Here is a 14,911-nt window from a genome sequence, read left to right on the forward strand (position 1 = left end):
TCGGTACCCTGGTGAGTTGTGCACCCTGAAGTCTCCGCTGATCTGGACGCCCTGAACATCACCCTCACCACGGTCGAGAAGGTGGTGGACCCGGATGAACTCCGCAGCCGGATCTCCGAACTCGAGATGCAGGCCTCCGATCCGGAGCTGTGGAACGACCAGGACCACGCGCAGCAGGTCACCAGCCGGCTCTCCCGCGCGCAGTCCGAGCTCCGCCGCGTCACCGATCTGCGCAGCCGCCTCGACGACCTGCCCGTCCTGTACGAGCTGGTCGACATGGAGGAGGGCGAGGCCCAGGCGCAGGCGCAGGCCGACGCCGACGCCGAACGGGTGCAGCTGCGCAAGGACATCGAGGCGCTCGAGGTCACCACGATGCTCGCCGGCGAGTACGACTCGCGCGAAGCCGTGGTGAACATCCGCTCCGGCGCGGGCGGCGTCGATGCCGCGGACTGGGCGCAGATGCTGATGCGCATGTACGTCCGCTGGGCCGAGCAGCACGACTACTCCGTCGAGGTCTACGACACCAGCTACGCCGAGGAGGCGGGCATCAAGTCGGCCACCTTCGTCGTCCACGCCCCGTACATGTACGGCACGCTCTCGGTGGAGCAGGGCACCCACCGCCTGGTCCGGATCAGCCCGTTCGACAACCAGGGCCGCCGCCAGACGTCGTTCGCCGAGGTGGAGGTGCTGCCCGTCGTCGAGCAGACCGACCACATCGACATCGACGAGAACGAGGTGAAGGTCGACGTCTACCGGTCCTCCGGTCCCGGCGGCCAGTCGGTCAACACCACCGACTCGGCGGTGCGTCTGACGCACATCCCGACCGGCATCGTCGTGACCTGCCAGAACGAGAAGAGCCAGCTGCAGAACAAGGCGTCGGCCATGCGCGTGCTCGCCGCCAAGCTGCTCGAACGCAAACGTCAGGAGGAGCGGGCGCAGCTGGATGCGCTCAAGAGCGACACCGGCGCCAGCTGGGGCAACCAGAATGCGGTCGTACGTGCTGCACCCGTACCAGATGGTCAAGGATCTGCGGACCGGCGTGGAGGGCAACAACCCGACCGCCGTGCTCGACGGCGACCTCGATGAGTTCATCGAGGCGGGCATCCGCTGGCGGATGAACGACGACGATGACTCCTGATCTGCATCTCGCTCTCCGCGACGACGTCGTCTACGTCACCGATCGGCTCGGACTGCCCACCTGGACCAGGATGTGGGAGGAGTGGCTGGCGACCTCGGGGCTGGACATCGTCCTCTGGATCATCGCCGCGGCGCTGCTGATCCGGTTCTTCCGGTGGCTCGGCCACCGTTACGCCGAGCGGACGAAACGCCGCTTCGACAACTCCGATGCGATCGTGCAGTCCGAGGACAGCAAACATCGGCGGGCGCTCGTGGACGTCGTGGTGTGGACCCTCATGGCGATGGTCCTGGTGGTGGCGCTGCTGCACATCCTCTCCGAGTTCGGCGTCAAGTTCAGCAGCCTGGTGGGACCGTCCGCGGTGATCGGTGCGGCGCTCGGCTTCGGTGCGCAGCGGATCGTGCAGGACGTGCTGGCGGGCTTCTTCGTCGTCGCCGAACGGCAGTACGGCTACGGCGACGTGGTGCGGCTGACCGTCGGCAGCTCGAGCGCCGAGGGCACGGTCGAAGACGTCACGCTGCGGGTCACCCGACTGCGCACCAGCGACGGCGAGATGATCACGGTGCCCAACGGGCAGGTCGTCAAGGTGAACAACCTCTCGCGGGAGTGGGCGCGGGCCGTCGTCGACGTCCCGGTCCCGATCACCGCGGACATCAACGAGGTGATCGATCTGCTCGACCAGGTGGGCCAGGACTTCTACCAGAAGCCCAAGTGGGAGAAGCGCCTGTTCGGTGCGCCGGAGTCGATGGGCGTGACCAGCATGGAGATCGATTCGGTCACGGTGCGCATGGTGGTCCGGACCCTGCCGGGCGAGCAGTTCGAGGTCAGCCGGGCGCTCCGGGCGAAGATCGTCGAACAGCTGGCGCTGAGCGGCATCACCGTGCCGGCGAAGGATCCGACGAGCGAGTCCGACGAGGAGGTCGACGCATGACCGACAGACAGCGGCCGCCGGCCGATCCGCGGAATCCGCTGACCGATTCGGGCCGGCACCACCGGGTGGAGGTCGAGGCCGCGCAGGTGCGTCCGATCCCGGTGCAGCCGCCGCCGTCCGTTCCACCGCAGCCGGTCGCTCCGCCACAGTCTGTTCCGCCGCAGTCCGGTCCGCCTCCGGTCGGTCCGCAGGCGACACCGCCGCCCCGGCCGTCCGGGCCGCGTCCGCCCGAACCCTGGCCGGTGCAGCCGAGTCGAGCGTGGCAGTCGTCGGCGGAGTCGCCCGACCCCGGTCTCCCGCTCTCGGACCTCTCGCTCTCCGACGAGCCGTCCCCCGAACCGGTCCGCCGCCGACCGTCGCCGAGCACCCGGCACATCGACTCGTCGCACACGCAGTCCTTCACCCTGAGTCAACGCGCGCAGCGGGACCAGGAGCGGGAGGAGCGCGAGGAGCGGGAGTCCAGCGACCACGGTCCGCTCGGACGGTTCGGGCACATCTACGGGACCAGAGTGCGGACGACGACGGTGGTCCTGTCCCTGATCTTCCTCCTCGGACTCGGGCTGTACGGGTTCACCACCGACTACTACGGCGTGGGCGGTCAGGAGAGCACCGACGACCAGCCGCGCGTGACACGCACCACCGAGCCCACCGTCGAGTCCACGACGGTGCCGCCGTCGACGACGGAGACGACCAGCAGCGAGACGACCTCGGAGAGCGAGTCGACGAGCGAATCGGAGACGACGACGTCGAGCCGGACCACGACGCACTGGACGGACAACATCCCGGGGCTGGGCCGGACCACCGAGGAGACGCAGTCGTCGACGCCGCACCGGCGGGGCGCGAACACGACCGTCCCGGAGCGCTGAACCGTCCGATCGGATGCTCCGGGTGCGCGCGCCTGAGGGCTGCTCTCAGTCGTCGTCGTTACACTTCGTGCTGTGATCAAGCTGTCCGACGTGACTATGCAGTACCCGAAGTCCACCCGGCCCGCGCTCTCCGATCTGTCGCTGGAACTCGACAAGGGCGAGTTCGCGTTCCTCATCGGGCCGTCGGGGTCGGGCAAGTCGACGTTCTTCCGGTTGCTGCTGAAGGAAGACAAGCCGACGTCCGGTGACGTGTGGGTCGACGACTTCCACGTGAACAAGCTGCGGAGCCGGCAGGTGCCCAAGCTGCGTCAATCGATCGGCTGCGTGTTCCAGGACTTCCGGCTGCTGCAGCAGAAGACGGTCGCCGCCAACGTCGCCTTCGCCCTGGAGGTGATCGGCAAACCCGCGTCGACCATCCGCGAGTCGGTGCCGGAGGTGCTGGAGTACGTGGGCCTGGCGGGTAAGGCCGACCGGATGCCGAACGAGCTGTCCGGCGGCGAGATGCAGCGCGTGGCGATCGCCCGGGCGATCGTGAACCGGCCGGCGCTGGTGCTGGCCGACGAGCCGACCGGCAACCTGGACCCGGACACCTCGGAGGAGATCGTGGAGGTGCTCGACCGCGTGCACCGGCGCGGCACCACCGTGGTGATGGCCACCCACGACCGGCACATCGTCGACTCGATGCGCCGCCGCGTGCTGGAGTTCGCCGACGGCAAGCTCGTGCGCAACGACGACTACGGCGTGTACGGATAGGGAAGCGGAGACGTGCGAGCGAATTTCATCATCAGTGAGGTCTTCAACGGTTTCCGCCGCAACCTCACCATGACCCTGGCGATGGTCCTGACCACCGCCGTGACCCTCGGCATGTTCGGCGGCGGCCTCCTGGTGATCCAGATGGCCGACAAGAGCCAGAAGATCTTCCTCGACCGGGTCGAGATGCAGTTCTTCGTCAACGACGACGTGACCAAGGCCGACCCGAACTGCACCGGCGACCCGTGCGCCGAGGTGATGAAGAAGATCGAGAACGAGCCCGGCGTCGCCTCGGTGAGCTATGTCAGCAAACAGCAGGCGTACGAGCGCGCGAAGGCGGCGTGGGAGGAGAGCTCGCCCGAACTGGCCGAGTTCATCCGTCCCGATCCGTATCAGGCCGCGCTGCGCGTGCGGGTCGACGATCCGCAGCGCTTCGGCGCGGTGCTCGACAAGTTCGCCCGGGCGCCCGGCATCGACGGGGTGCTGGACCAGCGTGACCTGGTCAAACGGATCTTCAGCGTCCTCGACGGGGCCCGCGACGCGGCGTTCGTGGTCGCGGCGGTGCTGGCGATCGCCGCCATCCTGCTGATCGTGAACACCGTCCAGATCGCCGCGTACACCCGGCGCACCGAGGTGTCGATCATGCGCCTGGTGGGCGCCACCCGCTGGTACACGCAGCTGCCGTTCCTGCTGGAGGCGGTGATCGCGTCGATCGTCGGCGCGCTGCTGGCCGTGGGCGGACTGTTCCTCGGGAAGATATTCTTCTTCGACAAAGCGCTGGAAGACCTCTACGGTGTGAACATCTTGGCGCGCATCACGGCGGCCGACGTCTGGTTCGTCTCCCCGTGGTTGCTGCTGACCGGCATCGTCCTCTCCGGCGTCACCGCCTATGCGACGCTGCGGGTCTACGTCCGGGAATAAGTTTTCACAGCTGGTTAAGGAGAGAAAAGGTGCCCAGGGAGAAGGGCCGGTCGGTGATCGCCACCAATCGGAAGGCGCGGCACAACTACACCGTCCTCGACACCTACGAGTGCGGGATCGTGCTGCAGGGCACCGAGGTCAAGGCGCTGCGTCAGGGCAAGGCGTCGCTCGTCGACGCCTTCGCGACGATCGAGTTCGGTGAGGTGTGGCTGCACGCGCTGCACATCGCCGAGTACGGCCACGGCTCGTGGACCAATCATCCGGTGCGGCGCAAACGCAAACTGCTGCTGCACCGCCGCGAGATCGACCAGCTGACGGGCCGGGTGCACGACGGCAACCTGACCCTGGTGCCGTTGCAGATGTACTTCAGCGACGGCTACGCGAAGGTGGAGCTGGCGCTGGCGAAGGGCAAGCAGGCGCACGACAAGCGTCGCGACATCGCCGAACGCACCGCGAAACGAGAGGTCGAGCGCGAACTCGGACGCCGCGTCAAAGGCATGTGATGCGGCAGAGCCTGTGAGGCCGCGTCGGTTCGGCCCGGTGCTCGCGGCGACGGCCGCGGTGCTGGTGCTGAACGGCTGCGCCGAACCCGCCGACCCACCCGCGGTGCCGCCGCCCGTGCTCGGTTTCCTGGTCGGGCGGGCGGGGGAGTGCTCCGGGCCCGGCGGGATCACCGCCGAGCGGATCCGCGCGCAGGCCGACGGCCTGGTCCGGACGGGCCTGCGCGAGGCCGGGTACGCCACCCTGTTCGTCCCGTGCGACGACGAGGCGCCCGCGACGGACGACGCCGCGCTGCGACGGAGGCTCTCGGCGCTGGGGGTGACCGTGGAACGGGTGCCGACCGGTGATCGCCGGGTGGCGTCGACGATGCCCGCGGACGCCGCCGAGCCGGTGCTGTGCGCGCAGATCACCCGACGGGTGATGCGGGCCGAATCGCTGGTGTTCGCCGGCGACCCCGCCCGGATCCCCGCCCCGAACCTCGCGCTGATCGGCAACCGTGCGGTGATCGAGGCGGCGGTCGACGCCCGGCGCGCCCCGGGCGCGCCCGTCGGCGGTGACCCGGAGGTCTCCTCGCGGGCCGTCGGATCGGCCGGGCTGCTGGTGTCGCTGCACCGGGCGGGGGAGGCCTCGTCGTCGGACGTCTCGGTGGCGATCGCGGAGCTGAACCTGTCCGGCGACGACGCGGTCCCGGCGACTGAGCTCTGGACGGGACGACGGATCCGGTCCGTCGGCGGCCGCCTCACGGTGGACCTGGAGCCCGGAGGAACCGCGTTGTTGAGCATCGGCTGACACGTCGGCCCCGTCGACGCATCGTCTCTCGTTCCGGTGATCTTCCCGCACACCTCGAGTCCGACGCTGTGAACAGCATCGATGCCGGGGCGCACCGGGCCGGAGAAAATCAGGATGCTTTCCCGTCACGGACGCGTTAGCATGGACGAGTCCGCTCACACGGCGGACACCGCCTCGGGGCTGATCGGTTTCGACTACGTACATCGAGGTAGGGGAAGCGTGTCGGTGCAGGCTGGAGACCACCGTGAGCGTCGCAGCAACCAATTAAGCGCCGATTCCAATCAGCGCGACTACGCTCTCGCTGCCTGATCAGCGAGGCTAGTCTGTCGGCCCGGGTTTTCGTTCCCGAACCCGGATGCCGGCATCAGCTAGGGAACTCACCGTCGTCCGCCGGTCGCGGGTGGTGACGGGACATCCAACAGCGACTGGGATCGTCATCCCGGCTTGTTCGTGAGACCGGGAGATCCGAGTAGAGACACAGCGGACTGCACACGGAGAAGCCCTACCGAAGTGACGGAGGACCCGGGTTCAATTCCCGGCAGCTCCACGGAGAACCGGCCCCTCACCAGACCAGGTGAGGGGCCGGTTCTGTGTCCCGCGATCGTCGCGGGGCCAGGAGAACAGCGAAGGAGCCGAGCGTGCGCCGGACATCGCGCAGCGTCGCCGTCGTCGGTGCCGTCTTGATCTGCGTTCAACTCCTGGTCCGCGGTTGGCTGGTGGCGCGCGGCTCGTTCTACTGGGACGACCTCGTCCTGATCGGTCGTGCCTCGGAGACCTCGATATTCGGCTGGGACTACCTGACCCACAGCCACGACGGGCACTTCATGCCCGCGGCCTTCCTGGTGTCCGGGATCGTCACGAGTGTCGCACCGCTGCAGTGGTGGCTGCCCGCGCTGGTCCTGCTGCTGATGCAGGCGGCGGCGTCGATCTCGGTGTGGCGCATGATCGGTGTCCTCGCGCCGGAGTCCCGGGTCGGGGCGCCGGCGGCGCTGGCCTTCTACCTGTTCAGCCCGCTGACCGTCGCGAGCTATCTCTGGTGGGCGGCCGGCCTCAACGCGTTGCCGCTGCAGGCCGCACTGGCGATCGTGGTGGCGAACGCGGTGCTGCTGGCCCGGGAACCGGACCGGTCGGCGGCCTCACGCCGGAGACTGGTCGCGGGGGCCGTGGCGGCCTTCGTCGTCGCACTCGCCTTCTTCGAGAAGTCGCTGGTCATCGTTCCGGTCGCGGTGGTCGCCGTGTATCTGGCGACCCGCTTCTCGGCGACTCGGCGTCCGGAGTCGAGGGGCGGCGTCCGGGTGCTGTGGTGGTGGCTGGGCGGCGTGTTCGCGGTGTGGGCGGTGCTGTTGGCGGTGTTCGTCCGGCCGGCCGTCGGCGAACGCTCGGCGAGCCAGACCGCCACCCTGGTCCGGCAGGCCTTCTTCGAGGCGTTCGTCCCGATCCTGCCGGGCGGGCCGTGGTGGTGGGAGCGCTGGATCCCGTCGCCCCCGATGGCCGATCCGGCGGTGTGGATGCATGTCGCGGGCTGGCTGTCGATCGTCGCGGTCGTCGGGTGGTCCGTGCTCGCCCGCCGTGGCGCCGTGGCGGTCTGGGGGTTCGCGGCCGCGTACGTGGTGCTCATCCAGATCCCGGTCATGTGGTTCCGGTCGGGGCTGCAGACCTCGGGCGACCTCGGCCGGACCCTGCGGTATCTGCCGGACTCCGCGCTGGTGATCACGGTGGCGATCGCCCTGGTCGCGGCGGGACCCGTCCCGGCGGCGGGGCTCGGCGGGGTCGTGCGCGCCGGTGCCGTTCGGCGTGCGCGCGCCGTGCCCGCGGGGGCGCTCGTCGCCGGGGTCGTCGTGCTCACGGTGTCCTCGCTGATCAGCACCTTCACCTATCTGGCGTCGTGGCGGGAGGGACCGACCCGGGACTACCTCGAGACGGGTCGGGCCTCCCTGCAGGCGAATCGCGGTGCGGTCGTGTTCGACCAGCAGGTTCCGCTGGAGGTCCTGCTGCCCTTCACCCACCCGTACAACCGGACGGCGCGGGTGTTCGCGAGAGTCCCCGACCGCGCCCGGTTCGACGACGAGGCCCGCGCCCCGCTGGTCCTCGACGAACACGGGGTCGCGGTGCCCGCGGGGGTGAGTCCGGTCCGGCAGGTGTTCGCGAGTGCGGGGTCGTGCGAGCACCCGGGCGACGGCATCGTGACCGCGGCGCTGTCGGAGCCGGTGATCGGCTGGGACTGGACCGTCGAACTGAGCTATTGCGCCACGCGTGACGGGAAGGTCGCGGTGGTGCTCGGCGACGGCCCGGAGCGGACCGTCCACGTGGACGGGGGACTGCACTCGGTGTTCTTCCGGCTGCGCGGCGGCGGCGGCGAACTCCGGATCCGGCCCCTCACGCCGGGGCTCCGGTTGTCCACGGGGGCGGGGCGTCTGGGGGAGACGGTCGTGGCGGCCTACCTGTGGTGAGCCGCGAAGACCGGGGAGGGGTGCGAAGACCGGGAGACGAGAACGGTCCCCCTCCCGTGCGTCGCGCACCGAAGGGGGACCGTCCGACTGGAACGTCTTACTTGGTTCCGGAGAACACGAAGAGCAGAGCGTCGAGTACGTCGGGGTGGTCCTGGATGAGGGCCCACAGCTGCTGATCGAACATTCTTCACTTCCTCTCGTTCAGTGGTACGGACACGTCGAGTGTAACCAGTTCGGGGGACAGCGCAGGTGACCGAAGTCATATGCTTCCCATACGTCGCATTCGAGATCGGGGTCCGGCCCGCCCATGACCTGGTGCGACGTCATGCCTAGGGGTTTGCTGAGAATTCGGTGGGAGGTCAGACGAGAAGCCCCGCAATGATCACACCGAGCACGAGTCCCGCCAGAATCGGCGGAAGCGCGGCCGGAAGCTCCATGGATGTCCCTCCTCTCTGTCGTCCGTTCGGACCACAGTCTGGTGGAGAGGAGTGCCCGGCGCCAGGGTCGCGGCTCACCCTGGTCGTCGCCGGTTCTTCGTGGTAATGAGTTGTGCCGCTGGGTGTTTCACGCTTTCCGCGGGAGCGGATTCACAGCTCGAGGCCGTTGATCACCTCGTACAGCCCGTCGGCGTAATGCTGGCGCACCTTCTTCTTGTCGAACTTGCCGACCGAGGTCTTGGGGACCTCCTCGCCGAACGACCAGCGCTCGGGCACCTGCCAGCGCGGGATGCGCTCCTCCAGCCAGGCGCGGGCGGTGGGGACGTCGAGCGTGGAGCCCTCCCGGAGGACGGCCAGCACGAAGGGGCGCTCGTCCCACTTCGGGTCGGGAACGCCGATCACGGTGCATTCGAGGATGTCCGGGTGCCCGGCGATCACGTTCTCCAGGTCCACCGACGAGATCCACTCGCCGCCGGTCTTGATGATGTCCTTGGTGCGGTCGACGATCGTCATGAAGCCGTCGGGGGTGATGGTCGCGACGTCGCCGGTGCGCAGCCAGCCGTCGTGGAACTTGGCCGGGTCGGACACGTTGCCGTCGGGCGAGTAGTACGCGCCGGTGATCCACGGACCGGAGACCTCCAGTTCGCCGCTGGTCTCGCCGTCGTTCGGCAGGACGGTGCCGTCGCCGTCGACGATCCGCGCGTCGACCGCGGCGGGGAAGCGGCCCTGGGTGACCCGATAGGAGAACGCCTCCTCGGGATCGGTGATGCCGAACGGGACGTGGGCCACCGATCCGAGCGGCGAGGTCTCGGTCATGCCCCAGGCGTGGGTGATCGGGGCGCCGTACTCGTCGAACTTGCGCATCATCGCCGGCGGCACCGCGGCGCCGCCGACGGTCACCTCGCGCAGATGCGAGATGTCCTGGGGGTTCGCGTCGAGCACCGCCGCCACGCCCGACCAGATCGTCGGTACGGCGGCCGCCATGGTCGGCCGCGTCACCCGCATGATCTCCAGCAGCGGCTCGGGCTGCAGGAACCGATCCGGGTGGATCAGGCTCGCACCCGCCATCATGGCCGCGTACGGCATCCCCCAGCTCATCGCGTGGAACATCGGCACGATCACCAGCGCGGAGTCGGAGTTGGCCAGCGCCATGGCCGAGGACGAGGTGACCTGGAACGAGTGCAGGTAGATCGACCGGTGCGAGTAGACGACGCCCTTCGGATCACCGGTGGTGCCGGAGGTGTAGCACATGGCGGCGGCGGCCCGCTCGTCCAACTCGGGCCAGTCGTACTCCGTCGACTCGTCGGCCAGCAGCTCGTCCCAGGTGTGCACGGTGACGCCCTCGGGGGCGGTGAACGACTCGGCGGGACCGTTCACGACGACGACGTGCTTCACCGTCGGTGCGTGCGGCACGTAGTTCTGGAGCAGCGGGGCGACGCTGGCGTCGACGAACACCACCCGGTCCTCGGCGTGGTTCATGATGTAGATCGCCTGCTCGGGGGAGAGCCGCAGGTTGAGCGTGTGCAGTACGGCGCCCATCGACGGCACGCCCGCGTAGAGCGCCTGGTGCTCGTTGTTGTTCCACATGAACGTCGCGACGCGGTCGCCGATCGAGATGCCCAGTCGGGCCAGTGCGTTCGCCACCCGGGCGGCCTGGTCGCCGATCTCGGCGAACGATGCGGTCCGCAGCCCGGAGCCGGTCCAGGTGCTGACGGTGGCTTCGGGGAAGAACTTGCGGCTGTGTTCCAGCAGGCTGGTGATGGTCAGCGCGCCCTCTTGCATAGTCGACTGGATCATGGGTGTCCGGAGCCTTTCCTCGCAGTGACATGAGCGCCGATCGGCGCTCCAAGGTGATTTACGCCACGGTAGCGGTTATCGTCTCACCTGCGTGCGACAAATCCCGGATCTGTTGCACGCGGGTGTGGACGCGGAGTCGAGGCGACGAGTGAGGAGGGCATTGTGAGCACCGTGATCGACGACGATGTGCTGGCGCTGGCCGGCCGTGCCTTCGTCGCCACCGGCCGCCTGGACATGGGCGCGCTCGCCGATTCGGCGGGCATCAACCGGAGCACGCTGTACCGGCGCTGCGGCGGCCGTGACGCACTCATCGCCGCGGTGATCTGGCGGCTGGCGGAACCGACCTTGCACACCGCCTACGCCGGCGCGGACGGCGTCGGCGGCGAGCGGATCGCCGATGCGCTCGGTCGTTTCGCCGACTCCGTGGTGAGCCTGAAGCCGTTCGCCGACTTCGTCCGACGCGAACCCGAACGCGCGATGCGCCTGTTCACCACGCGGGCCGGGGGCGTGTCGAACCGGATCGTGTCGATGATCGAGGACTGGGTGCGGGCGGAGGTCGACGCGGGAACGTTGACGCCGGTGCTGCCTCCGCGGGACACCGCGTACGTGCTCCTGCGCATCGCCGAGTCGTTCATCTACGCCGAGGTGCTCACCGGAGAGGAACCCGAACCGATGAAGGTCCGACAGGCATGCGGAGCGCTGCTCGGCGTCTCCCGAGCAGGAGGGGAATGACGGTGGTCTCACTGCGCGGCGTGTACGACGCGATGGAGAAGCGGGCGACGCCGGTGATCGAGGACGTGGTCCGGTCGCCGCGATTCGGGGAGGCCGCCGGAGTCGTCGCACATCTTCGCCGACGCGTCGGCCGCACGGTCGAGGGCGTCGCCGCCGACCTCCTGCACGCGGTGAACCTGCCCGCGGGCAGCGACCTGCGCAAACTCCGGCGCCAGATCGGCGACCTCGATTTCGAGGTGCGCAGCCTCCGGAGGGAACTGGCCGAGCGGGCGGCACGGGAGGACGGCGATGGCACTGATTCCTGATCCGCGCGGACTGGCCGACCGGGTCCGCGAGGAGATCGAACGCAACGCGCTGCGGGCCCGCAACGGGATCAAGATGGCGGTCGGCGCCTCCGCGCCGCCGACCGGCGTGACGCCCCGGGACCAGGTGTGGGGCGACGGCCGCGCCCGACTGTTCCGGTACCGCAACGACGACGTCCGCTACCGTCCCCCGCTGCTGATCGTGTTCTCGATCGTCAGCCGCGCGTACATCCTGGACCTCTCGCCGGGCAACAGCTTCATCGAGAAGCTCCTCGGTGCGGGCTTCGACGTCTACCTGCTGGATTGGGGCGAACCGGACGAGCGGGACGCCCGCAACCGGTTCGAGTACTACGCCGACGCCGCGATCCCGGCCGCGGTCCGCGCGGTCCGCGCCTCCTCGGGGAGCGACGAGGTGAACCTGCTCGGCTACTGCTTCGGCGGGGTGCTCACCCTGCTCTACAGCGCGCACCACCCGGAGTCGCCGATCCGGAGCCACACCGTCGTCGCCTGCCCGGTCGACTTCGAGCACCTCCCGATGCGCGACTTCTTCGGCGGCCCGGACACCGACGTCGAGGAGATGCTCGGCGACGACGGGAACATCCCGCCCGGCGTCGTCTTCAGCGCGTTCAAGAACCTCCGTCCGACGGCCAACGTCACCGGCTACGTCGACCTGCTCGACCGGCTCTGGAACGACGACTACGTGGCCGCCTACCAGGCGATGAACGGCTGGGCGAGCGACCACGTGCCGTTGCCGGGGGCGGTGGCCGTGCAGATGCGGGACCTGCTGTTCCAGAACTCCCTGGTCGAGGGCTCGATGGTGCTCGGCGGCGACCGGATCTCCCTGGCAGACGTCACCGAGCCGTTCCTGGCGGTCCTGGGCGCCAAGGACCACATCGTGCCGCCGGAGGCCGCCCGACCGGTCCTGGACCTGGTCGGGTCGGCGGAGAAGACCGAGCTGTGCCTGCCCGGCGGCCACATCGGACTGGTGGTCGGCCGCAGCGCGGCCAAGAACACCATTCCCCCGATCATCGAATTCCTGCGGAACACGAGCGAGGCGATGGAATGACCGTCCGAAAACTGACCGAGACCGATGCGGAGCGGCTCGCGGCGCTGCTGACCGACCTGTCCGAGCGCGATCTCACCCTGATCCGCGAAGACCTGAGCGATCCCGGGCTGGCCCGGCGGATCCTGGGCGCACCGGGGTACCGCTGGGCCGCCGAGGGACCGGACGGCGCACTGCTCGGATACGCGACGATCAGCCGACTGCCGGGCTGGTCGAATCACGTCGGCGAACTGCGGCTGGTGGTCGCCGAGGCCGCGCGCGGGCAGGGGCTCGGCGCCGAACTGGCCAAGGAGGCCATGCGGTCGGCGTTCGGCGACGGCGTCACCAAGATCGTCATCGAGCTGCCCACCGACGCCGAAGGCGCGGTCGCCCTGTTCAGCCGTCTCGGTTTCACCGGCGAGGCGCTGCTCCGCGATCACCTCGAGACCGACGACGGGCAGAAGCACGATCTCCTGGTCCTGGCACACCATGCGCAGGACGTCATGAACACGCTGACCTACACGGGTATCGCGGACGAACTGGCCTGACCGGCCGGAAGCAGAGGAGTTGAAGAGATGACGGTGCTGGACACGTTTCGGCTGGACGACAAGGTGGCGGTGGTGACGGGCGCGTCGAGCGGGCTCGGGGTGGGTTTCGCCAAGGCGCTCGCCGAGGCGGGCGCCGACGTCGTGCTCGCCGCGCGCCGGACCGATCGGCTCGCCGAGACCGCGGAGGCGGTCCGCGCGCTGGGCAGGCGCGCGCTCGCCGTCGAATGCGATGTGACCGACCCCGATGCGTGCACCGCGGTGGTCGAGACGGCGATGGCGGAGTTCGGCCGGGTGGACGTCCTGGTGAACAACGCCGGACTGGGCACCTCCGTGCCCGCGCTGCGCGAATCGCCCGCGGAGTTCCAGAAGGTGATCGACGTGAACCTGAACGGCACCTACTACATGGCGCAGGCGTGCGCGCGCGTGATGCGACCGGGCTCGGCCGTGGTCAACATCGCCAGCATCCTCGGCATCACCAGCGTGCTGCTCCCGCAGGCGGCCTACAGCGCCAGCAAGTCGGCCGTGATCGGTCTGACCCGCGATCTGGCGCAGCAGTGGACCGGGCGCAAGGGGATCCGCGTCAACGCGTTGGCCCCGGGCTACTTCGCCTCGGAGATGACCGCGGAGATGCCCGACAAGGCGATGGACGAGCACGTCATCCCGCGCACCCTGTTCGGCCGACTCGGCAGGGCCGGCGAACTGGAGCCCGCGCTGATCTTCCTGGCGAGCGACGCGAGCAGCTACATGACCGGCATCACCGTCCCCGTCGACGGCGGGACCCTGGTCAGCTGAGAACCGGTCGGCTGAGAACAGGTCGGCTGAGAACAGGTCGGCCGCGAACCGGTCGGCGGAGAGAGACGACGATGAGCCCCACCCTCGAGGAGAGAACCGTGAGCGATCCCGACGACACCCCGGGCGTGGCCAAGCTCTCCGGCAGCAATGTGAAGGCGCCGAGTCCGCTGATGTGGGCGTCCGACGGGCCGCGGGCGACGTGGGAGTTCGCGACCTACCTCAGCGCGTGGCCCGCCATGTTCGCGGCCCCGGTGAGCGACGACCTGCAGCCGGTGCTGGTGCTCCCGGGCCTGGGCACCGGCGACATCAACACCGCGCCGCTGCGTCAGACCCTCCGGCGACTCGGCTACCCGACCTACGGCTGGCGGCTGGGCGTGAACATCGGACCCAGCGAGAAGATCGTCCACGGCATGCGGGCCCGGCTGGCCGAGGTGTACGAGCGGCACCGGGCGCCGGTCTCGGTCATCGGATGGAGTCTGGGCGGCATTTACGCGCGTCGGCTGGCGCGGGAGAACCCGGAGACGATCCGGCAGGTGATCACCCTCGGCAGCCCCATCAAGATGGTGCGGCACGAGCAGAGCAACGCCAGACACGTGTTCGACCTGCTCAAACGGTTCCACATGACGGACCTGGAGCTGCCGCTGGAGGCGGGCGCACCGCCGCTGCCGATGCTCTCGACGGCGTTCTACAGTCGGCTCGACGGCATCGTCGCCTGGCAGGCGTGCCGGGACGATCCCGGGCCGATGGCCGACAACATCGAGGTGCTGTGCAGCCACTTCGGTTTCGGACACAATCTGCCGACGGTGTGGGCGGTCGCCGATCGGCTGGCGCTGCCCGCCGACCGGGCGCCGACGGAGTTCCGTCCGCCGCGCTGGATGAGGTACGCCTACCCCGGCAGGTGACCGCTCGCACCGCGGG

The 14,911-nt window shown here is 69.2% G+C and carries 15 protein-coding genes and 1 other RNA gene; 15 read left to right on the forward strand and 1 reads right to left on the reverse strand.

Features of this window, described 5'->3' with window-relative positions; all coding sequences use genetic code 11:
• Positions 1–18: 18 nt before the first annotated feature.
• From prfB to QM809_RS08715, 9 genes are all read left to right on the forward strand, one after another.
• A protein-coding gene (prfB, locus tag QM809_RS08675) for a peptide chain release factor 2 (protein ID WP_415045380.1) occupies positions 19–1,138 on the forward strand; the annotation gives its coding sequence in 2 pieces (ribosomal slippage) (positions 19–984 and positions 986–1,138; 1,119 coding nt in all).
• A gap of 70 nt (positions 1,139–1,208) precedes the next feature.
• Positions 1,209–2,066 (forward strand): mechanosensitive ion channel family protein, encoded by an 858-nt coding sequence (locus tag QM809_RS08680; RefSeq protein ID WP_415047041.1) that lies wholly within the window; start codon positions 1,209–1,211, stop codon positions 2,064–2,066.
• Positions 2,063–2,932, forward strand: a complete 870-nt coding sequence (locus QM809_RS08685) for a hypothetical protein (RefSeq protein WP_415045381.1) — start codon at positions 2,063–2,065, stop codon at positions 2,930–2,932. The genes QM809_RS08680 and QM809_RS08685 overlap by 4 nt, the downstream gene beginning before the upstream one ends.
• A 72-nt stretch (positions 2,933–3,004) precedes the next feature.
• Entirely contained in the window at positions 3,005–3,685 is a 681-nt protein-coding gene (ftsE, locus tag QM809_RS08690) for a cell division ATP-binding protein FtsE (RefSeq protein WP_415045382.1), read from the forward strand.
• Between the two features lie 12 nt (positions 3,686–3,697).
• On the forward strand, positions 3,698–4,603 hold the full coding sequence (gene ftsX / locus QM809_RS08695; protein WP_415045383.1) for a permease-like cell division protein FtsX: 906 nt from the start codon (positions 3,698–3,700) through the stop codon (positions 4,601–4,603).
• Positions 4,604–4,632: 29 nt separating this feature from the next.
• Positions 4,633–5,106, forward strand: a complete 474-nt coding sequence (gene smpB / locus QM809_RS08700) for an SsrA-binding protein SmpB (RefSeq protein WP_415045384.1) — start codon at positions 4,633–4,635, stop codon at positions 5,104–5,106.
• Between the two features lie 37 nt (positions 5,107–5,143).
• Entirely contained in the window at positions 5,144–5,893 is a 750-nt protein-coding gene (locus QM809_RS08705; protein WP_415045386.1) for a hypothetical protein, read from the forward strand.
• A 176-nt stretch (positions 5,894–6,069) separates the two neighbouring features.
• Positions 6,070–6,443: a transfer-messenger RNA gene (gene ssrA, locus QM809_RS08710) on the forward strand.
• An 88-nt stretch (positions 6,444–6,531) separates the two neighbouring features.
• On the forward strand, positions 6,532–8,343 hold the full coding sequence (locus QM809_RS08715; protein ID WP_415045387.1) for a hypothetical protein: 1,812 nt from the start codon (positions 6,532–6,534) through the stop codon (positions 8,341–8,343).
• A gap of 587 nt (positions 8,344–8,930) precedes the next feature.
• Here the strand turns inward: QM809_RS08715 and QM809_RS08720 are convergent.
• Positions 8,931–10,577: a long-chain fatty acid--CoA ligase gene (locus QM809_RS08720; RefSeq protein WP_415045388.1), complete on the reverse strand. Its 1,647-nt coding sequence runs from the start codon at positions 10,575–10,577 to the stop codon at positions 8,931–8,933.
• A 162-nt stretch (positions 10,578–10,739) separates the two neighbouring features.
• Here QM809_RS08720 and QM809_RS08725 point away from each other — a divergent pair, with 162 nt between their 5' ends.
• From QM809_RS08725 to QM809_RS08750, 6 genes are all read left to right on the forward strand, one after another.
• Positions 10,740–11,309, forward strand: a complete 570-nt coding sequence (locus tag QM809_RS08725) for a QsdR family transcriptional regulator (protein ID WP_415045389.1) — start codon at positions 10,740–10,742, stop codon at positions 11,307–11,309.
• A complete protein-coding gene (locus QM809_RS08730; protein WP_415045390.1) occupies positions 11,306–11,614 on the forward strand; it encodes a hypothetical protein in 309 nt (102 codons plus the stop codon). Before QM809_RS08725 ends, QM809_RS08730 begins: the two co-directional genes overlap by 4 nt.
• Positions 11,598–12,677 (forward strand): alpha/beta fold hydrolase, encoded by a 1,080-nt coding sequence (locus QM809_RS08735; RefSeq protein WP_415045391.1) that lies wholly within the window; start codon positions 11,598–11,600, stop codon positions 12,675–12,677. Before QM809_RS08730 ends, QM809_RS08735 begins: the two co-directional genes overlap by 17 nt.
• Positions 12,674–13,201: a GNAT family N-acetyltransferase gene (locus tag QM809_RS08740; protein WP_415045392.1), complete on the forward strand. Its 528-nt coding sequence runs from the start codon at positions 12,674–12,676 to the stop codon at positions 13,199–13,201. Before QM809_RS08735 ends, QM809_RS08740 begins: the two co-directional genes overlap by 4 nt.
• 27 nt (positions 13,202–13,228) lie before the next feature.
• The gene (locus QM809_RS08745) at positions 13,229–13,993 is read left to right on the forward strand and encodes an SDR family NAD(P)-dependent oxidoreductase (RefSeq protein WP_415045394.1); all 765 of its coding nucleotides are present in this window, start codon (positions 13,229–13,231) and stop codon (positions 13,991–13,993) included.
• 98 nt (positions 13,994–14,091) lie between these two features.
• Positions 14,092–14,895 carry a lipase family alpha/beta hydrolase gene (locus QM809_RS08750; protein WP_415045395.1) on the forward strand — a complete coding sequence of 268 codons (804 nt, stop codon included), beginning with the start codon at positions 14,092–14,094 and terminating at the stop codon, positions 14,893–14,895.
• Positions 14,896–14,911: the final 16 nt, after the last annotated feature.

The organism is Gordonia sp. (in: high G+C Gram-positive bacteria) (assembly GCF_047600385.1).
Taxonomy (GTDB): domain Bacteria; phylum Actinomycetota; class Actinomycetes; order Mycobacteriales; family Mycobacteriaceae; genus Gordonia.